This window comes from Prosthecochloris marina, from assembly GCF_003182595.1.
GTDB lineage: Bacteria > Bacteroidota > Chlorobiia > Chlorobiales > Chlorobiaceae > Prosthecochloris > Prosthecochloris marina.
On record NZ_PDNZ01000001.1, the window covers coordinates 40460 to 63759 of the forward strand.

General features: G+C 46.8%; 23 protein-coding genes. 18 read left to right on the forward strand and 5 right to left on the reverse strand.

Features of this window, described 5'->3' with window-relative positions; translation table 11 throughout:
• Positions 1–26: 26 nt before the first annotated feature.
• Together CR164_RS00185 and CR164_RS00190 are read right to left on the reverse strand one after the other, a co-directional pair.
• On the reverse strand, positions 27–770 hold the full coding sequence (locus CR164_RS00185; RefSeq protein WP_110021906.1) for a ParA family protein: 744 nt from the start codon (positions 768–770) through the stop codon (positions 27–29).
• 1 nt (position 771) lies between these two features.
• The gene (locus CR164_RS00190; RefSeq protein WP_110021907.1) at positions 772–2328 is read right to left on the reverse strand and encodes a CHAD domain-containing protein; all 1557 of its coding nucleotides are present in this window, start codon (positions 2326–2328) and stop codon (positions 772–774) included.
• A 329-nt stretch (positions 2329–2657) separates the two neighbouring features.
• On the opposite strand from CR164_RS00190, the gene CR164_RS00195 reads away from it, so the two are divergent.
• The 5 genes from CR164_RS00195 (at position 2658) to CR164_RS00215 (ending at position 7999) form a co-directional block, all read left to right on the forward strand.
• Positions 2658–3668: a BMP family lipoprotein gene (locus CR164_RS00195; RefSeq protein WP_110021908.1), complete on the forward strand. Its 1011-nt coding sequence runs from the start codon at positions 2658–2660 to the stop codon at positions 3666–3668.
• 88 nt (positions 3669–3756) lie between these two features.
• Positions 3757–4341, forward strand: coding sequence for a hypothetical protein (locus CR164_RS00200; RefSeq protein WP_110021909.1), 585 nt, complete (start codon positions 3757–3759; stop codon positions 4339–4341).
• Complete coding sequence (locus CR164_RS00205) at positions 4342–5343, forward strand: SDR family NAD(P)-dependent oxidoreductase (RefSeq protein WP_110021910.1); 1002 nt, start codon at positions 4342–4344, stop codon at positions 5341–5343.
• Positions 5344–5355: 12 nt separating this feature from the next.
• Positions 5356–7308, forward strand: a complete 1953-nt coding sequence (locus tag CR164_RS00210; protein ID WP_110021911.1) for a DUF294 nucleotidyltransferase-like domain-containing protein — start codon at positions 5356–5358, stop codon at positions 7306–7308.
• Complete coding sequence (locus CR164_RS00215; protein WP_110021912.1) at positions 7301–7999, forward strand: 3'-5' exonuclease; 699 nt, start codon at positions 7301–7303, stop codon at positions 7997–7999. The genes CR164_RS00210 and CR164_RS00215 overlap by 8 nt, the downstream gene beginning before the upstream one ends.
• 129 nt (positions 8000–8128) lie before the next feature.
• On the opposite strand, the gene CR164_RS00220 is transcribed toward CR164_RS00215, so the two are convergent.
• Both CR164_RS00220 and CR164_RS00225 read right to left on the reverse strand, forming a co-directional pair.
• Positions 8129–8908, reverse strand: a complete 780-nt coding sequence (locus CR164_RS00220; RefSeq protein WP_110021913.1) for a class I SAM-dependent methyltransferase — start codon at positions 8906–8908, stop codon at positions 8129–8131.
• 281 nt (positions 8909–9189) lie between these two features.
• Positions 9190–9384: a hypothetical protein gene (locus CR164_RS00225; RefSeq protein WP_110021914.1), complete on the reverse strand. Its 195-nt coding sequence runs from the start codon at positions 9382–9384 to the stop codon at positions 9190–9192.
• A 450-nt stretch (positions 9385–9834) separates the two neighbouring features.
• Here CR164_RS00225 and CR164_RS00230 point away from each other — a divergent pair, with 450 nt between their 5' ends.
• From CR164_RS00230 to CR164_RS00280, 11 genes are all read left to right on the forward strand, one after another.
• On the forward strand, positions 9835–10962 hold the full coding sequence (locus CR164_RS00230; RefSeq protein ID WP_110022271.1) for a putative porin: 1128 nt from the start codon (positions 9835–9837) through the stop codon (positions 10960–10962).
• A 110-nt stretch (positions 10963–11072) separates the two neighbouring features.
• Positions 11073–12356, forward strand: a complete 1284-nt coding sequence (locus tag CR164_RS00235) for an FCSD flavin-binding domain-containing protein (protein ID WP_338053110.1) — start codon at positions 11073–11075, stop codon at positions 12354–12356.
• A gap of 65 nt (positions 12357–12421) precedes the next feature.
• A complete protein-coding gene (gene soxX, locus CR164_RS00240) occupies positions 12422–12772 on the forward strand; it encodes a sulfur oxidation c-type cytochrome SoxX (RefSeq protein WP_110022272.1) in 351 nt (116 codons plus the stop codon).
• 45 nt (positions 12773–12817) lie between these two features.
• Positions 12818–13279 carry a thiosulfate oxidation carrier protein SoxY gene (gene soxY, locus CR164_RS00245; RefSeq protein WP_110021916.1) on the forward strand — a complete coding sequence of 154 codons (462 nt, stop codon included), beginning with the start codon at positions 12818–12820 and terminating at the stop codon, positions 13277–13279.
• Between the two features lie 30 nt (positions 13280–13309).
• Positions 13310–13615, forward strand: a complete 306-nt coding sequence (gene soxZ, locus CR164_RS00250; RefSeq protein ID WP_110022273.1) for a thiosulfate oxidation carrier complex protein SoxZ — start codon at positions 13310–13312, stop codon at positions 13613–13615.
• Between the two features lie 25 nt (positions 13616–13640).
• Positions 13641–14492 (forward strand): sulfur oxidation c-type cytochrome SoxA, encoded by an 852-nt coding sequence (gene soxA, locus CR164_RS00255; protein ID WP_110021917.1) that lies wholly within the window; start codon positions 13641–13643, stop codon positions 14490–14492.
• Positions 14493–14505: 13 nt separating this feature from the next.
• A complete protein-coding gene (locus CR164_RS00260) occupies positions 14506–14811 on the forward strand; it encodes a SoxAX-binding protein (RefSeq protein ID WP_110021918.1) in 306 nt (101 codons plus the stop codon).
• 51 nt (positions 14812–14862) lie between these two features.
• Complete coding sequence (soxB, locus tag CR164_RS00265) at positions 14863–16617, forward strand: thiosulfohydrolase SoxB (RefSeq protein WP_110021919.1); 1755 nt, start codon at positions 14863–14865, stop codon at positions 16615–16617.
• Positions 16617–17207 (forward strand): TlpA family protein disulfide reductase, encoded by a 591-nt coding sequence (locus tag CR164_RS00270; protein ID WP_239994409.1) that lies wholly within the window; start codon positions 16617–16619, stop codon positions 17205–17207. The genes soxB and CR164_RS00270 overlap by 1 nt, the downstream gene beginning before the upstream one ends.
• Positions 17208–17279: 72 nt before the next feature.
• Positions 17280–19097, forward strand: coding sequence for a protein-disulfide reductase DsbD (dsbD, locus tag CR164_RS00275; protein WP_110022275.1), 1818 nt, complete (start codon positions 17280–17282; stop codon positions 19095–19097).
• 257 nt (positions 19098–19354) lie between these two features.
• The gene (locus CR164_RS00280; RefSeq protein WP_110021920.1) at positions 19355–20344 is read left to right on the forward strand and encodes a radical SAM protein; all 990 of its coding nucleotides are present in this window, start codon (positions 19355–19357) and stop codon (positions 20342–20344) included.
• 9 nt (positions 20345–20353) lie between these two features.
• Here CR164_RS00280 and CR164_RS00285 read toward each other — a convergent pair whose 3' ends face one another.
• A complete protein-coding gene (locus CR164_RS00285) occupies positions 20354–21052 on the reverse strand; it encodes an alpha/beta hydrolase (RefSeq protein WP_239994411.1) in 699 nt (232 codons plus the stop codon).
• A gap of 219 nt (positions 21053–21271) precedes the next feature.
• Between CR164_RS00285 and CR164_RS00290 the strand changes: the two genes are divergently transcribed.
• A complete protein-coding gene (locus CR164_RS00290; RefSeq protein WP_110021922.1) occupies positions 21272–21919 on the forward strand; it encodes a CDGSH iron-sulfur domain-containing protein in 648 nt (215 codons plus the stop codon).
• A 104-nt stretch (positions 21920–22023) separates the two neighbouring features.
• On the forward strand, positions 22024–23292 hold the full coding sequence (locus CR164_RS00295) for a rhodanese-like domain-containing protein (protein WP_239994412.1): 1269 nt from the start codon (positions 22024–22026) through the stop codon (positions 23290–23292).
• Positions 23293–23300 lie beyond the last annotated feature (8 nt).

Genomic DNA, 23300 nt, shown 5'->3' on the forward strand with positions numbered 1-23300 from the left:
TTCTGTTATTATGTTCTGATCCATCATTACCGCTCGATCTCGTTCGATAACTCTTCCCATAACTCTTCGTAGGCTATTGCCGCCGACGCGTGCGGCCTGACAGCATTGAGGGGAGCACGGTAGATGCCCATTTTCTCAACTTCCGAGTTGTATGGAATGATCTGGTTGAGGAAACGTTTTTTTCCTCTGTATTCCTCGACAATCTCCCGGTGCATAGCCTTACGGCGCTCGAACATGGTGAAAAAACCTTTGATTTTCGATGTATCGAGTTTATTTGCTTTAAAGAAATCAAGCAACTGTTCGAAGGTTCGCAAGGAAAGGGTTGTCGGGATGAGTGGAACGAGGATGATGTCCGAAGCTGTAAAAACGCTTTCGGACAAGAGGGTGAGATTCGGTGGGCAATCGAAAAAGATGTAAGGGTATTCGGTGTTGAGTTCCCGAATGTTGTTTTTCAGTTTCTTTTGGGGATTTTTTTCTTCCTGCAGTTCTATATCCAGATTCCGGTATGAGAAATCGGCCGGCAAAAGGTCGAGATTATCGAAATCCGTACCTTTGATATTGTCATAGATTTTTTTGTTTCCCTTGAGGAATTTTTTGCTGGAGTATTTTTTGTTCGGAACGATTCGGAAATAAAAGGAACTCGCCCCTTGCGGATCAAGATCGCATATAAGCGTTGGCGGTTCGGCAAGAGAGGAAAGGTACGCCAGATTAACTGCAGAAGCGGTTTTGCCTACACCACCCTTGATGCTGTAGAGTGCGATGGTTTTCATATCAGCGATATTTGTTGAACAACTCGTTGAAAAGGGCTTCGGTTTCAGATTTGTCAAAAGCGTCGAAAGCACTATGGAAATGTGAACGAACTTTTTCTCGTTCATGATACAATGCAGTTACCAGGCCGCCGAGCGAAGCGGCAAAAGGAATGTTTTTGGCTGTGGATTCGAGGTGTGAAAGATAGTCATCGAGATAATTCTGCTGTACGGAAAGGTCGACAAATGTTCCGAGATTGTCCTGTAGTGTTTTTAACTGGCGAACGACACTCTGAAGCGTTTTGGCCGGGAAAAGGGAGGCATAAAATTCCAGTAAGTAACGCAGCTTTTTACAGTCGAGACGTAGGGCATGAAGTTCTGTATCGGTTGCGATCCGACTGATGTTCCTGCCGTGACGGATAACTTTCTTCCATGCTTTCTGAATCGTCAGTACAGCAACATCGGATGTTTTCTTTTCGGCATCAGGGGTGGTTTTCAAGTCCGGTGATGTTTCGTTTTTTAGAAACGATTCCCATTCCTGCATCAAAAGCCTGTACTTTTCCGAGCCAAGATATCGTGAAAAGGTTCTCAGCTCTTTTTTATGACGGTTCCGAAGGTCGGTGAAAAAGGGATCGAGCGAATCACGCATGCTGATTGGGAGAAGGTCTTTGAACTTTTTTGCCTGAATCAGATAAACGTCCTGATCTCGAAGGTTGTTTGTCCTTTTGCCGAGCTCCCGGAATGCTTGTTTGTAATGATACAGTTCTTCAGGGGGGAAGATTCCTTTTAATTGGGCAAGGATCGAACGGGTTCTGCGAGTAGCTACACGGTAATCGTGTAAAAACTCTGTATCGATGTTCTTGGGGATCCACTGCTCATTGGTGTGAATGACCTCGAGCGTTGAAAGCAGTAATTCCCTTGCCGACTTATCAATGGTATTACCTGGTTTTAGCCTGAAAGAGGGTTTCGGCGAATAGTTTGCCGGGACGGTTGCCGTTGCAGCAAGTATCGTTGTGTAAAAATCGAGAAAAGAGGATTTTTCAAGATAATCCGGACTCTGTTTCAAGTGCTCGGCGACAGTTTCAAGTTCTTTTCCATAACCTCTTATCGGGGAAAGCTTCACAGTTATTTTTCCAGGTCCTTGGAAGTTCGACTGTATAGAACGCAGTTCGATAGATGCGATGGTTTTCTGGTTTTCATCAAGAACCCGCCATCTCTTGACTTCGGTTTCAACGGTTGCGAAGCAGATAAAAGCTCTGAGTTTTGAAAGGTTGAGAAGTCTCGTTGCAATTGTTTTTTCACCGATAGCTCCTGCAAAAAAACTGTGCGGGATTTTTCTTAGTGACGCAGAACCTAATTCCCTGCCATTTTTCATTTCTACGACACTCAGTCGGTAACCGCAGTGCACGATTGCTTTTTTTTGGTTCCAGCCTTTCCAGTCAAATGTGTCGTAAAAACGAAGCGTTTCGCTTTTTGGCGGTTCTGCCTGAAAGGAGAAAGAGTCAGGTCTGCCTTTGAAGAACGCAGGGATGTCAAAGGTATCTGAAACGAAGAAAAAAAGAGGGTAAAGGCTTGTTTTCATGAGAATGGAGTAATGAGTATCAACCAATACGTTCCAATATACTAATTACTTCATTGAATACTTGGGTATAGTGCTTCCATAATGTGAACTGTTATGGTGTTTATCTTTTCGTATTGCAAGGCTCCTTTGTCTCTGGATAGTAATCGTTTCAACTTGTGCAATCGCTTTTAAAAAGGCCAAGTTTTTCTTATGTTAAGCCTCTGTAATTTCTACCTGAACCGAGCATCGAATGTTTCAAATTGACCTGGCTTTTTGGGTGTTCGGGCAGTCTCTCGGTTTAGGTTATACCTTTATCTGTTTGTATTCAAGCAAGCATTAAACATTGCCTCATGAAATATTCGTTCACGCTACTCGGCATAGTGATAATGCTTCTGGTCGGGTGCTCGTCGCAAACCCCTTCAGATGATATTTCCGGCAACATGACCGTCGGTATGGTTTTTGACGTTGGCGGCAGAGGCGATAAATCTTTTAACGATGCAGCTTATAAAGGGCTTGAAATGTCAAGGGATTCACTCGGAGTGGATATTGTTTACATAGAACCGTCTGGAGAAGGGGCTGACAGAGAAGCTGCATTGAGACAGCTTGCAGCCGATCCGGCGATCGAAGTTATCTTTGGCGTGGGGCTTCTTTTCAGTGAAGATATCTCTACAATGGCTGAAGAGTTTCCGGAAAAATATTTTGTGTGTATCGATTATCAGCCGAAAGCAGGGGCGATGATTCCCCGGAATCTTTCCGGCATTGCATTTGAAGACAAGCGAGGATCTTTTCTTGCAGGAGCACTTGCCGGTTTGTCGACAAAATCCGGGACTATAGGATTTATCGGGGGGATGGAGTCGAATATTATCAAAAGGTTTGAAAATGGCTTTTCAGCAGGAGCAAAATATGTGAATCCTGATGTTAAAGTCATTTCAGGGTATATCGGTATGACAGGGAGTGCCTTTGCAAACCCGGCCAAAGGAAAGGAGTTGGCGCTTGGGCAGTATGCCAGGGGAGTCGATATCATTTACCAGGCTGCAGGTTTGAGCGGCGTCGGGGTTGTTGAAGCTGCTCGTGAGACAGGTAATCTGGTTATCGGGACAGACCGTGATCAGGGAGAGCTCGCACCGGGGTATGTGCTGACCAGTATCACGAAAGCGATCGATCGAACTGTTTTTACAACCGTTGAGCAGGTTCAGTCGGGAACGTTTCAGGGCGGACGGATGAACGTTTTTGGATTGGATGGCCGCTATACCGATTATGTTTACAATACAAACAATGCGTCATTGATCGGTGATGACGTACACGTCAGGGTTGAGGGAATTCGCCAGCAGATCATTGATGGTGAGCTGAGTGCCGATTGACCTTGTTTAGAATGCAAGTTACTTCGTAATAATCATGGGTGCGGAACAGCTTGTGCATGTACCCTTAACATAAAAACACAGGTGAAACATGAAGCAGTCTATTACATTTCTAAAACAGCTATGCGTTCTTCTTCTGTTTGTCAGTCTTACAGCCTGCGGAGGTGCGGAAAAAGAAGGGTTAAGGAGTGAAATTGAACAGACTCTGGCAGAAATAAGCGATGAGCTTACAGCTCTGAAAGCTGTTACAATGGAGCAGCAAGGAGTTCTTGACGGATTGAAAGAAGATCTTAAATGGGAGTACAGCGAGGAACTCGATAAGCTGGTAAGTCAATATGGAAGCGAATTCTCGATGCTGAAAGAAAATATTGACGAAATGAATGGCATATATGATGTTGTTGCCGGTTATCAGGATAAACTCGGTGGTGCTCCCCTTGAGTACAGCATGAGCCTTATGAAAGAAATGCTGGAAGAAAATCGTGAACGTTTCGAAGAACTTGCAGGGGAAAACGAGGCTATTCAGGAGAAATTTTACGATCTTGCCGATCAGCTTGACGAGTTAGGAGCTGAAGAGACCCCGGAAGTTTCCACTCAGGCTGAAGAGGATACTGTTTCTCAAACAACCGATGTATCTGAAGAGACGGTGCTTTCTGAAACATCGGAGTCTGCCGAGTAAGTGTCACGAAAAGTATTAGTGACCGGTTCTACCGGTTTTATTGGTTCACGTCTTGTACGAAAGCTTCTTGCCTGCGGCCAGGAAGTATATGCCCTTGTCCGGAAGAGTTCAAACCTTGAACTCTTTTCGGACGTGGCGGATGATGTTCATATTGTCAATGGCGATATTACGGATGCGGATTCTCTTCGAGAGGCGTTTGATGGTATGGACCAGGTGTATCACTCGGCGGGGTATACCTATATGGGTGGGTCAAACGGCAAAGTTGGCCTGCTCCGCTCCATTAATATCGATGGAACCCGCAATGTCATGCAGGCCGCTCTCGACAAGCAGGTCGGAAGAGTTGTTCATGTCAGTTCCATAACTGCTGTCGGGATTGCTTCAAAGAGCGGTCCCCCGTGCAATGAATCGTCGCAGTGGAATTTCGATAAGGTTGGCTTGTACTATGCTGAAACAAAAAGACAAGCGGAAATCGAGGTCAAAAAAGCTGTCGAAAAAGGTCTCGACTGTGTTATCGTCAACCCGGCTTATGTATTCGGTGCGGGCGATGTCAATTTCAATGCAGGGCGCCTCATAAAAGACGCCTATCATAAAAAAATGCCGTTTTACCCTCTTGGTGGCGTTTGTGTTGTCGATGTTGAGATTGTTGTCGAAGCTGTTGTTCGTGCTATGGAGGTGGGCCGTACCGGAGAGCGTTACATCCTTGGCGGGGATAATGTTACATACAAGGAGCTGGCGGATACAATCTCTCGCGTTACCGGTAGACCGATGTTCATGATGCCCCTTCCGTTTTTCGTTACAAAATTCCTGCATGCTTTGCTGGTAACGCTGCACTTCAAAAGCCGAGTTTCCAAGCTTTTTAACCCCACGATGTTCAGAGTGGCTTCAGAGTTCTTATATTTCTCTTCAGAGAAGGCCATTCGTGAGCTCGATATGAGAACCGAGCCTATCGAGCATAGTATACGGCGTGCCTTCAATTGGTATAAAGAGGAAGGGTTGCTTTAAACATACCGGTATATGCCTTCAAATACCATAGTTGAAAGGGTCGTTGCGGATCTGCAAAAATATCCTCCTTTTGACGAACTCGCTTCTGATATTTTGCAGGAGCTAGCCGAGTCGGTTTCCCTTACCTACCATGAAGAAGGGGAAATTCTTTTTAGAAAGGGTGATACATTAAAAAAACATGCCTTCATGGTGATGAAGGGTGCCGTGCGCCTGTTCGACAATGTTGACGGCAAGGAGGTGCTGGTTGATCTTTGCGACGAGGGGGATATTTTCGGTGTAAGAGCCATCTTCGCCCATCAGGACTATGTGTTGACAGCGCAAGTCGCGGAAGAAAGTCTGCTGTTCGAGCTTCCGGTTGATAAAATCAGGCATCTTTTAGAGACAAATCCCAGGGTATCCCTTTTCTTTGCCGGCGCTTTTGCGAAAAGTGTCGAGGAGATCGAACACACGCTGACCGAAGCTTTAGGTATCGGGCAGCGTCTTTGCAGAGAACAGTCATATAACAATTTTCTGCAGAACGAGACTCTCGAGGTAAAGCCGGTTACGGATGTAATCACTTGTTTACCGGATATTACCATCCGTGATGCAGCAAAGATCATGTCTGAACGGAATATCGGTTCTATTATCATTGTTTCTCCTCAAAAGTGCCCTCTTGGAATCATTACCGATACCGATCTCACCAAAAAAGTTGTTTCCAGGCCCGGCTCAATCAAGGAAGAGCCGGTAAGCAGTATCATGAGCAGTCCAGTCTATACGATTAGCGGCGGCAAAACCATTGCCGATATGGTGATGCTCATGGTGAAAACAAAGCTGCGCCATTTCTGTATAACTGAGGACGGTTCACCTGACAGCCCTGTTATGGGGATTATCTCAGAGCATGATATCATCACCTCTGAAGGTAACAATCCCGCCGTTATCATGAAGGCAATCATGCAGGCTTCGGATCGTGACCAACTCAAGGAGCAGAGAGACAAAACGGAAAATCTTCTCCAGGTTTACATGGAGCAAGAGGTGGCCGTGCATTTTATTTCCAATATCGTGACGGAAATCAATGATGCAATCATCACCAGAGCGATTGACTTTTCCTTGAAAGAGTTAGAAACGGAAAAGGAGTTCATGCGCCCGAATATCGAGTTCTGCTGGTTGTCACTTGGCAGTGAAGGCCGCAAGGAACAGCTCTTGCGTACCGATCAGGATAATGCAATTCTTTATGCTGAACCGTCTGCAGGAGAAAAAGAAGCGGCTCATGAGTATTTTCTTGCTCTTGGCAGAAAGGTAACCGGTATCCTTCAGCATTGCGGTTTTGTGGTGTGCCCGGCAGACATCATGGCAAGTAACCCGGTTTGGTGTCAGCCTTTATCCGTATGGAAAGGTTATTTTTCCAGATGGATCGTTACGCCTGAACCGAAAGCGGTCATGCACTCGACAATTTTCTTTGATTTCAGGCCTGTTTATGGCCAGGCAAAACTCGCTGCTGAACTGAAGCAGGAAATTTTCAGCCTTATAGCAAAAAACCGGGGATTCCTTGGTTTTTTTGCTAAAAACGCCTTGCAAAATCCACCTCCTCTCGGGTTTTTTCGCAATTTTCTTGTTGAAAAAAGCCGTGATCATGCAAATGAGTTCGATATCAAGGCTCGTGCTATGATGCCTCTTTCCGATGCTGCCAGGGTTCTGGCCTACGAACAGAAAATCCCTGAATATTTCAGCACTGTCGAACGTTTCAAGCGTCTTCAGGTTCTTGTGCCGGGTATGAAGGAGCTTGGAGCTGAAGCTGCGGCAGGATATGAATTTCTGATGCGTTTGCGAGCCGTAAACGGTCTCGCCAACGTTTCATCAGGCCGGTACATCAAACCGGAAACCCTTAACAAAATTGAGCGGCAGAATCTCAGAAACGTTTTTTCAACCATAGAAAAGGTACAAAAAGCGCTGAACCTGAGGTTCCAGCTTGATTATATTCGTGATTAACTTTCTTGCAAAAAGAATTGCATTGCGCCGTTGCCGGTGTGGTGAACTTCCTGCAATCATTTGCGGCTATGTTAACAGCTTTGCAGGATCTTCAAGTTTTGATCTGCCCCTGGAAAAGGCTCGATTTGTTGTTTTCGATACCGAAACAACCGGATTCGATAGTGCAACGGACCTGGTTATCTCGATCGGAGCGATTGCTCTCAACGGTGTCCAGATCAACGTAGAGGATTCATTTGAAGTGCTTATCCGTAGAGACAGTGTGGGTGACTGTGAGGCAGTGACCACTCATGGACTTCTTTTGCGGGATCTCCATGAGGGCAGTGATGAAAATGAAGCGATAAACGGCTTTCTTGAATATGCAAGAGACAGTGTTCTTGTTGCCCAACATGCCGATTTCGATGTTGCCATGATAAACCGCATATTGAAGCAGCGATACCGATTCGAGTTGTTCAATCAGGTTATCGACACGGCAAGTCTTGCCAAAAGGCTTGAGAAAGGACCATACTACAATCTTGCACACAAAGGAGGGGAGTACAGGCTGGATGTTCTGCTGGAACGCTATAATATTCGCCTCTATGACAGGCATACCGCAGCAGGTGATGCTTTTCTTACTGCACAGCTTTTTCAGATGCTGCTTATGAAAGCCAGGCGTGCCGGGATCAAAACGCTGCGGGAACTGCTTTTGAAGTAAGGGTCAGGGAGAGATAACCGTGGTATTTTCTACAAAACTCTCAATACCGAGTTCTTGTTTCCGAATGTTTTCGGTTACAGTAGCAAGCAGGGACAAAGAAAGCTTTTGGGATCCTTTTTCTTTTTGAATTCAACTTCTTTTCAATTCCTCTTTCTTTGCGAAAATCATCATTCTCGGTGACGTTTCCGTATTGTACGCCGCCCCTTTATAATTCCCAATAATACCATCAATTATAAAGCCGGTCGATTCGAGCATGTCTTCCATGGTTTTCAATGAGTAGAGCCTGACCGATTCTTCGAAAGAGATCGACTCGTCAGAAGAGCGTATCGTTATTTGCTTGATAACGCGATTGGATTTAATGCTGCGTTGTTCGGAAACGTTCAGGCCTTCAATGTTTCGGGAAGAAGTGGGGATGAGGTTTTTTTTCAGGTAGACGGGGTTCATCAGATCGAGGATGTACCAGCCATCGTTTTTCAGCGACCTGTAAACATTTTGCAAAACCTGAAGGTCTTCCTCTTTCGTTTTGAAATAACCAAAACTCGCGAACAGTTGCACAACGAGATCGTAACGGTTTTCCGCGGTAATATGCCGCATGTCCTCTCTGGTGCACTCGATCGAGATGTTTTCCTGCTCGGCTTGTGAACGTGTACATTCAAGCAGAAACGGGGAGAGATCGTTTGCCGTTGTTCTGAAGCCTTGCCTGGCAAGTTCCAACGCATGGCGTCCTGCACCGCACGCGATGTCCATGACTGCGATACCTGACGGTTCAAAGCTTTCCAGTCCGGTTTTGCTGATAATGGTTTCCAGGCAGGTTCTTGCCTCGTCGTCGTTTCTGTGGCTGTATACTTTCAGGTACAAGGGATGATTGAACCACTCGGCAAACCATTCTTTTTCAGGTTTATCGATCATAAATATCGATGTTTAACGTCTCTTCCGGATTCCCCCGGTGCGATGTGGATAGAGCGAAAAAAGCGAGGTTTTATCTTATTCCAGCATCCGTTTCCGCCAGAGCCGTGACGACCCGTGAAATGACAGGTTCGGGTTTCACATGGATGTTGTATCCATAGAGAAAAACGGAGATACTAATGGGTCCTCGGGTTAAGTATAATTAACCATGAGCGGATATCGCATACTCAAAATACGAGAGGCTGCCCTTTTTTGACAGCCTCTTCATCGCAAAAAAGCTATGCTCACTTGGTTGCTTTACTGATAAAGTCAGTAAGGACTTTCTGGTCGTTCTCGCCGTTTGGGATGCGAACGTTTTTTTCCATGAATTTCCAGGCGTTTGTTTTCTCAGACTTTACCGAGTAAACAAGTTTCGCAACCTTGAAATCATTTCCTCCTTTCTTTGCTGTCTTGTCGCCGAACGTTTGTTTCTTGGCCATAACTCAGGAATCGGTTACATGTGATCGTACAGCAGGATAAACCCTGCAAAAAATTGAGAGGTAATGTAACAAAAAAACTGTTGAAGGACAAGTGCCTGGTAAAAGCTGAAAAGTGGGAATTCAGATATGCGTTCTCTTTTGTCAGGAGGTGCATCGGTCTCTATGATTGATCTGTATTTACGAACGATTTGTAATGATTTTCTTCTCTTTTTTGCTGTTTATACGTCTTAAATACTTGTAGAATGCTCTATTATTTCATATATAATTTCATAGTTATATGGTTTTCCCTGACTTTTCCTGGTTGAAATTTCGGCAATCGGTAAATAACTGGAGTGGAGTTGAAAGTATCGTGTAGCGTTGATGCGATAACGATTACTTCACATGCCATGAAGAATTCTGCGGGCATTAACAGTGGGGGATTGTATAGTATCATTTTTAACTGTTTTTGCCATGAAGAATTTTTTCATGCTGCTTGTCTTTTTTTCAGTTGCCGGCTCGGTGATCGATGCTTTGGCAGTGGACTGGAACTGGAAAGGTGATGTCATGTATCGTTACCAGATTGACAATCCGGAAACGAAAGATAATAATCGTGACAGCCATCGCCTGCGTGTTCGTATAGGAGGCTTTCCTGCAATAAGCGACGTATTGAGTGCCGGCATAGAGCTTTCGACGGGAGGGAGCAACCCTGTTTCGCGAATGCAGGTTCTTGGTGAAGGTTTCACTGCAAAGTCGTTCAAGCTCAACCAGGCCTATATTGATTTTCACCCTATGGCATATGGTCTTGACGGGCATGTGGATATCATCTTCGGGAAGCGTGCTGTAAACGAGTCCATTATTCGAGTCAATGATCTTTTGTGGGATGCCGATCTTACCATGGAAGGTATATCTCTGCACTACGGTAAGGACGGCAGGAAACATCCTGCAGGTCTGAGCGCGGTTCTGGGTTACTATTTGATCGATGAGTCAGGCGATATCGAAAACGATCCTGCTTTCTGGGTATCACAATTGGCCTGGAATGGAAACGTCGACAATAACAATTTTATGATTGGTGCGGGCTTTTACAACTACCTCAATATTGCAGGTACCAATGTTTCTGGCTGGGCATATAAAGACAAGTTATTCAATAATAGCGGTACAGGTAGCGGCACCCCTGCGGCTACGCTGAAGTACGATTATGATGTGCTCGAAATCTTCATGCATTTCGATGCCGGGTTGACTGGGAAGGTTCCTTTGAAAGTTTACGGTCAATGTGCCATCAATGTAGCCGAGGACGTCGATGAGGAAAACAAGGCTTACTTGTTTGGAGCAAAACTTGGTAAGGCAACAAAGCCGGGGCGGTGGGAAATCGACGCCAATTATTGTTACATCGAGAAAGATGCCTTGCTCGGGGCGTTCACCGACGGTACTCGTTTTGGAGGAGGGACTGACGGTAAAGGTTTCGAGTTAGGTGGTAAATATCTGCTCGTAAAAAACTTGATGGTAAGTCTCAAGTACTATAACCATGATCAGGGCGTTGGTTCAGAAGAAGCAGGAGAAGGGCTTGATATCTGGCAGGCTGACCTTGTGGTCAAGTTTTAGGGAAAAATACTTGTAAGTTTCACTATTTATTACTATATAATTACATAGTTGTATAATTTTGGGGGCTCGGTTTTACGCCTGGTAGAAAAATAGAAATGATTATGAAGGCGATGATTACGCGCAGAGATTTTAACAGACTCTTTTTTGCCGGTCTTGCCGGGACGGTAATGGGACCTCTTGGTATACCGAAAAGGGTTTATGCCTCGACAAAGAACGTTGTCGTTATTGGTGGTGGGTTCGGAGGTGCAGCCGCCGCAAGACATATCAGGGAAATCGACCCTTCTGTTGCGGTAACGCTCGTCGAGCCAAAATCGGTGTATTACACTTGTCCCTTAAGCAACTGGGTTTTCTGCGGGCTGCAAAGTATCCAAGAGTTAGCACAAACATACAAGTTATTGAAGGAGCGTTATGGGGTCGATGTCATTGCAGACAGGGCATATGCAATCGATCCGGTTAAATACAAAGTCAGACTCGAGAAAGGCAAGGTTCTGGAATACGATCGTCTTATCGTTTCGCCTGGAGTGAGTTTCGACTGGAACGCCATTGACGGTTACAGCGAGAAGGTTGCCGAGAGCAAAATGCCTCATGCCTATGAGGCTGGTCAGCAAACGCTGTTGTTGCAAAAACAACTCACGTCAATGAAGGACGGAGGAACCGTGATCATCTGTCCGCCCGGTGGAGAGTACCGATGTCCTGTGGCTCCATATGAACGGGCAAGTTTGATTGCCCATTATCTCAAAAAGCACAAGGCGAAATCGCGTATTCTCGTGCTGGATGGCAAGGATGGATTTTCCGACCAAGATCAGTTTATGAAAGGATGGGAGCGCTTTTATCCGGGAATGATCGAATGGCGCGGGGCTTTTGCCGGTGGGAAGGTGGAGAGCGTCAATCCAGAGCAAATGAGTGTTGTTACCGAATTCGGCGATGAGTTCGCCGATGTGGTCAATGTCATTCCTCCACAAAAAGCGGGGGAAATCGCCCTCGATACCGGGCTTGCCGATGCTACCGGATGGTGCCCGGTAAACCCGCTGACGCTCGAGTCAACCATTCATCCCGGGATTCACGTGATAGGTGATGCATGCGGCGCTGCACCTATGCCGAAATCAGGATTTGCCGCAGGCAGTCAGGGAAAAGTTGCTGCATCGGCAGTGATACGTCTTTTCAACGGAGAACTGCCACAGTCACCTTCATTCGGCAGCATCTGTTACAGTCTTGTCACTCAGGGATACGGCTTTTCGGCGAAAGGTAACTTTTCGGTCGATTCAGGCCGGATAACGGTTGTACAGGGAGAGAGTGGGATGACGCCGATCGATGCTTCTGATGCACGTTATCGTGAAGAGGCTGACCAGGCTGTGACATGGTATCGGGACATTACAAAAAGTACCTGGGGGTGAATTGTGCCATGAGCGGTGGTGCTGTTGTCGTGAGATGTTTTTCTGTAATCAAACGTAAGATGACTATGACGCATATCTGCATGATTGCTGCAGCTGTTTTTTTCCTGTTCCCCATGTCTCTCGTGGCCGATGAGCCTGGTGAAGAACAGATCGAGCTTGGCCGGAAGGTGTCCTTCGACAGCATGAAAGGGAACTGTCTTGCCTGTCACATGATGTCGGGAGGAGAACAGCCGGGTAATTTCGGTCCTCCTCTGATCCAGATGAAAGCGAGGTTTCCGGAAAGGTCCGTCCTTCATCGTCAGATCTGGGATGCTACGGAAAAAAATCCCAAAAGCATCATGCCCCCATTCGGCAAACATGGTATTCTTAGCGAGGAAGAGATGGATGCCGTAGTTGATTACATGTACGCTCTATGATTTTTCTTTTTTCAAAAACCATTTTTCCGATAACAGGAGGTAAACATGACCATTTCGCGACGTCGTTTTTTAAGGACAGTCGGAGGATCTCTGGCCTGTGTGGCACTTGCCGCCACGATTCCCGTTCAGGTTTTAGCAAAAAGGAGTGACGAGGCTTTCCAGTCGGGGAGTCTTGAGGAAGCAATCAAAGCGAAATACGGCTCTTTGCCGATAGAGGATTCAAGCCAGATACAGATCAAGGCGCCGGAAATTGCTGAAAACGGTGCGTTTGTTCCTGTTACGATATCCACAGGTATACCGGGTGCTACCAGCATCAGCATTTTTGCCGAAGCTAATTTTTCACCGCTTGTTGCATCGTTTGACGTTTTGCCGCGTATGCATCCTGATGTCTCCTTGAGGATTCGTATGGCAAAAACATCGGATATCACCGTTCTCGTAAAGGCAGGAGATAAGCTCTACAGGGCTACCCGTGAGGTCAAGGTTACCATCGGCGGCTGTGGCGGATAAAAATTTAAAAAACATACAATGGGGGTTACGATGAAAGTAAAAGCTGTTGCCAAAGGAGATGCAGTGTCTGTAAAAATGCTTATCAAGCATCCAATGGAAATGGGACGTCGCAAGGATGCGGAAGGAAATCTGATTCCGGCGCACTATATCACCGAGGTGACTGTGAAATTCAAAGGGGAGGTCGTTTTCCATTCCGAACTTGGTCCGGGTGTTTCGATGGATCCTTATCTGGCCTTTACTTTTGACGGTGCAAAAGCAGGAGATTCGATATCACTAAGCTGGGTTGACAACAAGGGGCAAGGTGAGAGTGTCGATGCGGTCATCGGCGGTACCTAATCAAATATCATTTATCGGAACAGTTATGAAGAAAATATCACAGAGTCGCGTGTTCCTGCTGTTGCTTCTGCCGGTTATTATGCTATGGTCATGTCAGACAAAAGATTACAATGCCCTTGTCAACAAAGATATCGAGGAGTTCAGGGCGTACTTTTCCGAAAGGTTTCCTGATGTTGAGCTCGATGATTTCGCGGACGGTGTCTATGCCATAAACGAGAATGCACGGGAGCAATGGCTGGCAATGGAGGATTTCCCGCCATACTCCATCGCAGTTGAGGAGGGCCAGGCTTTGTTCGAGAAATCGTTCTCGAACGGGAAAACCTATAAAGACTGTTTTCCTGAAGGAGGTGCCGTTCGTCACAATTATCCCTATTTCGACGAACAACGCAACATGGTCGTTACCCTCGAGATGGCCATCAACGAATGCCGTGAGGCAAACGGTGAAAAAAAACTCGAGTACAAAAAAGGGGATATTGCCAAAATTTCAAGCTACATGGCTTATATCAGCAGAGGCGAACCCGTTGAGGTGAAGGTCGCGAGTGAAGGTGCTTATGAGGCATATCTCAAAGGTAAGGAGTTTTTCTATGCGAAACGAGGACAGCTCAACATGTCGTGTGCCGGCTGTCATATGCGTTACTCCGGCAGGCGTCTGCGGTCCGAGGTCATAAGCCCCGCGCTGGGCCACCCGGTCCACTTTCCTGTTTTTCGGTTGAAATGGGGAGAGATCGGAACACTTCACAGGCGTTACGCGGGATGCAACAGGAATATCGGGGCAAAACCTCTGGCTATACAGGGTGAGGAATACCGTAACCTGGAATTTTTCCAAACCGTGATGTCGAATGGCATGCATTTCAATGGTCCGGCTTCACGCAAATAAGGAGAAAAGAGTGATGAAGAAACTGATGCCATGGTGCTGCTTTCTGATATTGTTGCTGTCAGGTCCTGCGCTTTATGCTGCTCCTTCTGCAGAGCAACTTATCCTGCAGGCAGAGGAGGCCAGGAAAGGAGCGGCAGATCTGGGCTTTGAATGGAGGGATACAGCCTCCCTTATAGCCGAGGCCCGCGAGGCACTGGAAAAAGGTCTGGAGGAGCAGGCTGCTGTGCTTGCAGGAGAGGCATTGCGCCAGGGAGAGTTGGCTATCGAGCAAGGGACTTTCATGCACAACCATTGGCAGGAATTTATTCCGGAACACTGAGCTGTTGCTTTTTCTGGCAGAGTAAAGACTTTCATTCAAAAAGAAAGAACTATGCAAATTTCACGCCGTGAATTTCTTCGTATTCTTGGTATGGCCGGTGTCGCCGGCATGTTGCCGGCAGGTATTCAAGGTTGTAATTCGGCTGCTGATATGTACAGTTTTCCGGGGTTCGGAGATATCCGTCTGCTGCATATTACCGATACCCATGCACAACTGATGCCGGTTTATTACCGTGAACCAAGCCTGAATCTGGGTTTCGGAGAGGCTTTCGGACGGCCTCCTCATCTGGTTGGTCAGGCTTTTCTTGAATATTACAAAATCTCCGCCGGCAGTCCTTTTGCTTATGCGTATACTTCTCTCGATTATGTCGATGCCGCTCAGCGGTTCGGAAAGCTTGGAGGGTTTGCGCATCTGAAGACCTTGGTCGACAAAATGAGGGGTGAGTTCGGCAGGGAAAAAACACTTCTGTTCGACACCGGTGATACATGGCAGGGTTCGGGGACGGCATTGTGGACAAAAGGAACCGATATGGTCGATGTCTGTAACCTTCTCGGTGTTGATGTGATGACGGGTCACTGGGAGTTCACCCATGGAACCGAGGTTGTTCGCAGCAACCTCGAAAGGTTCAAGGGAGATTTTGTCGCCCAGAACGTAAAGGTCAAGGAAGAAGCGCTTTTCGACGGGGTAGAGGCATTCGATGAAATGACAGGGCATGCATTCCGGCCATACGTTATGAAAGAACTCGGCGGGCACAGAATAGCCGTGATCGGTCAGGCTTTTCCCTACACTCCAATTGCCAACCCGCAAAGATTCATTCCCGACTGGACGTTTGGTATCAACAGCATGGAGCTTCAGGAGTTGGTCGACAAGATCCGTCGAGATGAACGGCCCGATGCTGTTATACTTATCTCTCATAACGGTATGGATGTCGATGTCAAACTGGCAGGAGAGGTCAACGGTATCGATGTGATTTTCGGTGGCCACACCCATGATGCAGTTCCACGCCCATTTGAAGTTCGTAATGCCAGTGGCCGTACTCTTGTAACCAATGCAGGGTCGAACGGCAAGTTTCTGGGGGTGATGGATCTCGAGCTCGGAAACGGAACGGTACGGGATTATCGTTACCGGCTTTTACCCGTCTTTTCGAACGAACTCGGAGAAGACCGGAATATGAAAGCGATGATCGACGATATTCGCAAGCCTTACCTCGACAAGCTTCATCAACCGCTTGCAACAACAGATTCGTTGCTTTACCGAAGAGGTAATTTCGACGGCCCGTTCGACAAGGTTATCTGTGATGCGCTTATTGCCCGCAACGACGCCCAGATAGCCCTTTCACCCGGGTTTCGCTGGGGAACGACGCTTCTGCCCGGTCAAACCGTCACTATGGAGCATGTGCTCGATCAAACCTGTATGACCTATCCGGAAACGTATGTGCGTGATATGACCGGTGCCCAGATCGGGGCTATTCTGGAAGATGTCGCAGACAACCTTTTCAATGCCGATCCCTACTACCAGCAGGGGGGGGATATGGTACGTGTTGGGGGTATGCAGTACACTATCAATCCCTCAGCGGTATTTGGAAAACGCATTGAGAATATGCGGCTTTCCGATGGTAAACCCATCGATGCTTCGGCCAAGTACCGGGTAGCGGGCTGGGCTACGGTTGGAGCTCAGTCTCCCGGGGAACCGGTTTGGGAGAGCGTTGCCGAATATTTAAAGGATGTCAAGACCGTTGAAGTAAACAGGTCAGGGTCACCGGTTGTAAAACATGCTGAATCCAATCCGGGTGCGGATTTTTCCTGATGAATTTTTTCGATGAAGTCAATGAAAAGATACTGATAAACGACGATATGAATATGCACAAGTTGAGCACAGCATTTTCAGGACTTGGAATCTCCATGTTGCTTTTGGCGGTTATGATGGTAAGTCCGCAAACTTCGGTTTCCGGCCCTGTAATAAACGCCAAAGCCCTTGACGGAACGGAAATATCGAGCCGGAACCTGGCGGGTAAAGCCTACATTGTTAATTTTTTCGCTTCATGGTGCCCCCCATGCCGTCAGGAAGTTCCGGATATGGTTGAACTGCAGGAGAAGTACAGTAAGAATGGTTTCACCTTTATCGGCGTCGGGTTCAGGGATGAAGAACAGAGTATCAGCGACTTTATCTGGGAGTATGGCATTAATTATCCCGTTATGATCGGAGATCAGGCGATGATTTCTACCTTTGGTGATTACATCCCCGGCGGACTACAGGCGATTCCCGTGTCATTTGTCATTGGCCGGGATGGCTCTCTAATCACGGTCGCTCAAGGGTTCCAGAACAGGGAAGCCCTGGAGCAACTGATTTTGCAGGCTCTTGAAACAGGCGAAGAGAAAGAGGCCGCGATTCAGTAATAAAATTACGATTGTCGATTCATATCAATCTTATTTTGCAAAACGGTGATTGCCTTTATTGTTTCTCGTTTCATGCGCACGGCTTTTCTCGCCTGGATGGTTTTGTTATCGCTTCCTGCTCTTTGGAAGGTCGATGCTTCGGAATTTCCTGACCCGAACGAAGCATTCAGACTCGAGGCGGAGCTGCGTGATTCGGGTTCGATTACATTGCATTGGACAATAGCCGAAGGCTGCAAGCTGTATCGTGAACAGGTTGATGTATCGGTTGAAGATGGTGCTCTTGTGCTTGGGGAACTTGTTTTCCCGAAAGGAACGATGTTTGCCGACCCCCTGACAGGCGGGAAGTCGGAAATATATCACGATACTCTTTTCCTTACCCTTCCGCTTGTTTCGGTGTCGGAACCTTTTACTTTGAACGTCACCTATCAGGGGTGTGCTGAAGGGGGGCTCTGTTATCCTCCGGTAACGGAAAAATTCCTGGTCGATCCTCAACAGCCCGGCCCTCTTGTGACGGAAAACACCGACGGCGTTTTGTCAAAAGCCGTATCTCTGAATACAGCAACGGAGTCTTCCCGCGGCATTTCTTCCCCTGAACAGGGGAGCTTTTTCAGTACTGCGCTCGAGGAGGGGAGCTTATGGAAAATTTCTCTGATGTTCCTTTTTTTCGGACTTTTGCTGTCGTTCACACCTTGTATCCTTCCGATGGTTCCTATCCTGTCATCGATCATTGTCGGCGAGGGATCGGTTACTCGTTTGCGAGGTTTTCTCCTTGCGCTTGTCTACAGTCTCGGAATGGCTACCGTCTACACTCTTTTAGGAGTGCTGGCCGGTCTTGCCGGAGAGGGACTTGCCGGTTTCCTGCAGCGTCCTGAAGTGTTGGGAATCTTTTCTGTACTGCTTGTTGTGCTTGCGTTTTCGATGTTCGATGTCTACCAAATCCAGATGCCCTCGACGCTGCAGACAAGACTGACCGGGACATCGAGGATCATGAAAGGAGGGCGTTTTCCTGCAGTTTTTTTCATGGGGGCCATTTCGGCACTCGTCGTCGGTCCGTGCGTCGCTGCTCCTTTGGCGGGAACTCTGGTTTATATCAGTCAGACAAAAAATGTCGTTACAGGAGGACTTGCACTATTTTCCATGGCATCGGGTATGAGTGTTCCGCTGCTTCTTGTAGGGCTATCGGCAGGGTATCTCCTGCCGCGTGCAGGAGCATGGATGACGGGGGTGAAATATTTTTTCGGCTTTCTTCTGATAGCTGTTGCTATCTGGATCGTTACACCTGTGCTGCCCATGTGGGCGGTGTTACTGGCATGGGGATTCTTTGCTTTACTCTGTTCGGTGTTTCTTGGGGTTTTTGAAAACACTGCCGGGCAGCCGACGGCAGGCGCACGTTTCAGAAAAGCTTTAGGAGTTCTTTTTCTCATAGTCGGTGTTCTGGAACTCGCTGGTGCCGCTTCCGGAGGCCGCAGTGTGTTCGAACCTTTGTCCGGTATTTCACGAGGTCCAAAGATGCATACCGAGGCAGAAAATCCGCTTCGATTTACCATGATTCATTCGGTTGAAGAACTGGACAGGGCTTTAGAATCTTCTCAACGTCCCGTCATGCTTGATTTTTATGCCGATTGGTGTGTCTCTTGCAAAGAGCTCGAGCATCTCACGTTCAGTGATCCGCGTGTGGTTGAAAAACTCGAGAATATCTCACTTCTCAAGGCCGATGTTACTGCAAATACCGAGGAGGAGCGTGCACTCATGAAACGTTTCTCCATTTTCGGGCCACCCGGTATCGTTTTTTTCGACAGTTCCGGCAGGGAAATCCCCGAAAGCCGGATAGCCGGATTTATTAATACTGCCAATTTTATCGAACATATCGAGCGTTTTATAGGTCAATAGACCATGTAAAAAGCTTGATTTTACGGTATCTCTTTACTTACAAACGGTTCGGCATTTCACGAAGAAGCAACCCCTGCTTATTGAAAATGAATGGACATGTTCACTCTTTTCTTGACTGTTTCGAAAGGAATAGCGAAATTATAGGTAAGCTTTTCTCGTTTTACCCCCTTATTTTAAATCACAGATAGTCATGGATCGATTGAGAAATGTGGTTTTAAAAAAGGTGTTTTTCTCCGATCAACACAAAATTGAAATCCATGCCAGGGCGACTGCACAGTATACCCAAGCTAAAAAAGTATCCATCAGGTAAACTTGGCTCAAAGATAGTTCATAGCGTTGACGAAAACCCTTTTCCTCTCATCTATGTCGATCTGACGCACCGCTGCAACTACAACTGCAATTACTGCTATAATCCCGTCAGATCATTACCGGACATGTCTTTGGATTATTTTCGAGAGGTCTGTCGGCGATTGCCGAACCGTGTGGCTTTCAGGTTTATGGGTGGTGAGCCAACCCTGCACCCGCAATTTTTGGAATTCATTGTAACGGCAAACGAATATAATCATATGGTTTCATTTGTTTCGAATGGGACCATGCTGGCCGATTCTTCCTTCGTCCGGTCTATAAAGAACACAGGTGTTCCTGTTATCGCAACGTTATCGATGAATGGAGGAAAAAACAATGAATGGTACCGGTTTATAGATAATGACGATGTGGCTGAAGAAAAACTGACGGCTCTGAAAAACCTCGATGAGGAATGTATTGGTCGTATAGCGATTACAGCTATCATTGTCCGTGATGTCAACGAGGGGGTTGTCACGCAATTGATGGATTTATCAAGGCTTTATAAAAACGTCAGATATGTTCATTACCGGTCCGTCGGCAAGGTTGGCAGATTCATCGATTCAGAACCGTATTCATTGCAAGAGCTCAAACGTGTCGTCGATGAGCAGATTCCGAAAGATGAAAACTATGAGCGTAAGGTGAAATTCGATGGTCTGGATGCTACACCGGGTAATCGTTGTTTCGGATGTATGGGTTGTTATGAATACCACCATAGTCAAAAAATCGAAATATGTTTGATCGATTTTGCCAAGCCGGACACGTTCAGCTGCTGGAAGCGTGGAAAACTTATCGAAGAGACGTTTCAGATCGAGACATTTTTTGAAAACATGGTTCAATTTTCAACTTTTCTGGATAACAGCTTTCCGGAACATAACCTGAAGTTGGAAGCAGGAAGTTTTTAAGCGTTCAGGTCAACCGAGCAGTTGTTCGAGAAACACGCCGGCCGATTCAAGGTATTGTTCGTCAGCCTCATGACCGCCGGGAAAACAGCAATGTTCAAAAGGAACCCCTGATTCATTCAATCTTTTTTTGTCCCGCTCAAATTCATTTTGTGTATAAAGCCGATCGGCGTTACCCCTTGCGATATGCGCTTTTTTCATTTTTCCGAGTTTCTCGTGCTCAGGTGGAATATTGCCGCCAAGGAACATGACGGCAGTCGGTTCATGGTTGCCAAGAAGTGCTGAACGGGCTGCCATTGCTGCCCCCATCGAAAAGCCGTGATAGACGAGAGTGCCACTTAAAGAATACCTTTTTTCCAGTTCGGTTATCACGGCGGTGACGTAGCTGATGTTTTCTTGTATCATCAATTCACGATTACGGCTCGTCATCCAATTTGCACCAACCATTCCTTTCTGTTTGTAAAATGGATGAAGCGCTTCGACAGCACAGCAGAGCCAAGCTGAATTTCCGGTCATACCTTTCAGAAGAGCAAGTTCATCTTCGGCAAGCTGACCATATCCGTGAAAGCCAACAATGAGGTGAAAGGGATCTTCACCCGAAGGTTTTTGAATAACGTAGCGGCCCGAGATCTCGGTTTTTATAAAGTAGTGTTCAGGCATCGAGGGAGATTGACGATCATTGCATGTTGGGCAAGGAAGCCTTGTGTACATTTCTTGCTGGTTAATATATCCCAGAAAATCAGTGAGTCAAAACTATCGGTTTTTTTATGGCTGTTTCTGGGAAAGGGATGGAGTTCAGCACAAGCAGTGAGCTTTTGTAAATTCTTTTTGGTTCTTGGACAATACTGTACAATTACTCAAATTGAATGAGGGTTTGAAATAATCTGCCAGGCAAGTCAAGCAGAAAAACATGTTCAGGAGAGTCAATATATGGGAAAAAATGAAATTACGATCGCGCCATCGCCAAATGGTCCGTTGATTGTGGAAAACATCGAAAGCCTTACAGAATCGAACGGAGATATTTTTCCTCTGCGTACTCCGGTCATTGCTCTTTGCCGTTGCGGTGGATCGGAGCACAAGCCTTTTTGTGACGGTACGCATGCGAAGGTCGGGTGGACAGATGAGAAGCAGGAAGGAAGGCCGCCGAGGCGAAGTGATAGCTACAAAGGAAAGGATATCATCATTCACGATGATCGTGGAATCTGTTCTCACGCAGGGTTTTGCACAGATGATTTGCCAGAAGTGTTTTTAAAGAAAGATGAACCCTGGATCGATCCCGATGGGGAAGGCTTCGAGAAAATCATCGAGACAATAGAAAAGTGCCCTTCTGGTGCGTTAAGCTATTCTATTGAAGGGAGGTTGCACGATAACTTTTCCGGAAACCCTCAAATACGTATTGCTGAAAACGGGCCGTATTACATAAAGGGCAGCATTCCTCTTCATGATGCAGACAAGCCTGAATCCGATGAACACTACGCATTATGCCGGTGCGGCCGATCCAGAAACAAGCCTTTTTGTGACGGTCAACACTGGTTCAAACGTTTCAGGGATGATGGCAAGGTAAAGCCGATTGAATAAGGTGCCGCTGAATGAAAAGGTACCGGTAGTAGGCATTTATTGAGAAAATAACCGATCAGCTGCAACAATCGAATTCAAAAAATACCATGCCCGAATCAGAAGAAATGAGAACAGAAGCATTACAGGAGCTTCTGGATAATAACGATGTAACAATCATCGACGTGCGTTCAATAGATGCCTATAACGGTTGGCGGATGCAGAATGAGGCGCGAGGAGGACATATTAAAGGGGCAAAAACAGTACCCGAAAAATGGTTTCACTTCTCTGAATGGCTCAGGATTTTGCAGTTCAAGAACATCTTGCCGGATCATGCCATTGTGGTATACGGGTATACTCCGAAACAAAGTCATAGAACGGCTGAACAGTTCAGGGAAAATGGATACAAAAAGGTTTCTGTGTATAACCAGTTTGTATCGGAATGGTCGGGGAACGATGCATTGCCGATGCAGAAGCTTGCGAACTATCGACAACTTGTTTCGCCTGAATGGGTGAATACGCTGATTGCCGGGAAAACACCTGAAGGGTATGGTAACGATAGATTTGTTGTTTGTCATGCTCATTACCGGAACCGAGATGCGTATTTAAGCGGGCACATTCCGGGAGCTGTCGATATGGATACACTGTCGCTCGAGTCGCCTGAAACATGGAACCGGCGGAGTCCGGAGGAGTTGAAAGCTGCTCTCGAACAGCATGGGATTACCGCCGATACAACGGTTGTTCTTTACGGCAAGTTCATGCAACCTGATAATGCCGATGATTTTCCAGGCAGCGCAGCAGGGCATATCGGAGCCATCCGGCTTGCCTTCATCATGATGTATGCCGGCGTGAAAGATGTGCGTGTGTTGAATGGCGGCTATCGTTCCTGGGCGGATGCCGGTTATGAGATCAGTATGGACGATGTGCCGAAGCAACCGGTCGAATCGTTCGGTTCCGTGATACCGGTCAGGCCTGAACTCGCGGTCGATACGCCTGAAGCCAAAGAGATGCTTCGGTCAAAAGATGCCGATCTGGTTTGCGTTAGAAGCTACCCTGAGTATATAGGTGAGGTAAGCGGATACAACTATATCAAAAAGAAAGGACGCATCCCTGGGGCGGTGTTCGCCAATTGTGGTAGTGATGCTTATCACATGGAAAATTATCGTAATCTCGATCACACCACGCGTGAGTACCATGAGATTGACGCCGTCTGGAAACAGTCCGGGATTGTTCCCGAAAAGCACCTTGCATTTTACTGTGGAACCGGTTGGCGGGGAAGTGAGGCATGGTTCAATGCATTGTTGATGGGATGGCCGAGAGTGTCGGTATACGACGGCGGATGGTTTGAGTGGAGCAACAATCCTGACAATCCCTATGAAACAGGTGATCCGAAATGACGTTGATA

Excerpts from the sequence above, each read along its gene's own strand:
- CR164_RS00225 (WP_110021914.1), bottom strand. The coding sequence starts at position 9,384 with ATGGCCAAGAAACAAACGTTCGGCGACAAGACAGCAAAGAAAGGAGGA.
- CR164_RS00185 (WP_110021906.1), bottom strand. The coding sequence starts at position 770 with ATGAAAACCATCGCACTCTACAGCATCAAGGGTGGTGTAGGCAAAACC.
- CR164_RS00210 (WP_110021911.1), top strand. The coding sequence starts at position 5,356 with ATGCCTTCAAATACCATAGTTGAAAGGGTCGTTGCGGATCTGCAAAAA.
- soxA (WP_110021917.1), top strand. The coding sequence starts at position 13,641 with ATGAAGAAAATATCACAGAGTCGCGTGTTCCTGCTGTTGCTTCTGCCG.
- CR164_RS00285 (WP_239994411.1), bottom strand. The coding sequence starts at position 21,052 with ATGTACACAAGGCTTCCTTGCCCAACATGCAATGATCGTCAATCTCCC.
- CR164_RS00200 (WP_110021909.1), top strand. The coding sequence starts at position 3,757 with ATGAAGCAGTCTATTACATTTCTAAAACAGCTATGCGTTCTTCTTCTG.
- CR164_RS00295 (WP_239994412.1), top strand. The coding sequence starts at position 22,024 with ATGAGAACAGAAGCATTACAGGAGCTTCTGGATAATAACGATGTAACA.
- CR164_RS00195 (WP_110021908.1), top strand. The coding sequence starts at position 2,658 with ATGAAATATTCGTTCACGCTACTCGGCATAGTGATAATGCTTCTGGTC.
- soxZ (WP_110022273.1), top strand. The coding sequence starts at position 13,310 with ATGAAAGTAAAAGCTGTTGCCAAAGGAGATGCAGTGTCTGTAAAAATG.
- CR164_RS00260 (WP_110021918.1), top strand. The coding sequence starts at position 14,506 with ATGAAGAAACTGATGCCATGGTGCTGCTTTCTGATATTGTTGCTGTCA.
- soxB (WP_110021919.1), top strand. The coding sequence starts at position 14,863 with ATGCAAATTTCACGCCGTGAATTTCTTCGTATTCTTGGTATGGCCGGT.
- dsbD (WP_110022275.1), top strand. The coding sequence starts at position 17,280 with ATGCGCACGGCTTTTCTCGCCTGGATGGTTTTGTTATCGCTTCCTGCT.
- soxY (WP_110021916.1), top strand. The coding sequence starts at position 12,818 with ATGACCATTTCGCGACGTCGTTTTTTAAGGACAGTCGGAGGATCTCTG.
- CR164_RS00220 (WP_110021913.1), bottom strand. The coding sequence starts at position 8,908 with ATGATCGATAAACCTGAAAAAGAATGGTTTGCCGAGTGGTTCAATCAT.
- soxX (WP_110022272.1), top strand. The coding sequence starts at position 12,422 with ATGACGCATATCTGCATGATTGCTGCAGCTGTTTTTTTCCTGTTCCCC.
- CR164_RS00230 (WP_110022271.1), top strand. The coding sequence starts at position 9,835 with ATGAAGAATTTTTTCATGCTGCTTGTCTTTTTTTCAGTTGCCGGCTCG.
- CR164_RS00190 (WP_110021907.1), bottom strand. The coding sequence starts at position 2,328 with ATGAAAACAAGCCTTTACCCTCTTTTTTTCTTCGTTTCAGATACCTTT.
- CR164_RS00270 (WP_239994409.1), top strand. The coding sequence starts at position 16,617 with ATGAATTTTTTCGATGAAGTCAATGAAAAGATACTGATAAACGACGAT.
- CR164_RS00235 (WP_338053110.1), top strand. The coding sequence starts at position 11,073 with ATGATTACGCGCAGAGATTTTAACAGACTCTTTTTTGCCGGTCTTGCC.
- CR164_RS00290 (WP_110021922.1), top strand. The coding sequence starts at position 21,272 with ATGGGAAAAAATGAAATTACGATCGCGCCATCGCCAAATGGTCCGTTG.
- CR164_RS00280 (WP_110021920.1), top strand. The coding sequence starts at position 19,355 with ATGCCAGGGCGACTGCACAGTATACCCAAGCTAAAAAAGTATCCATCA.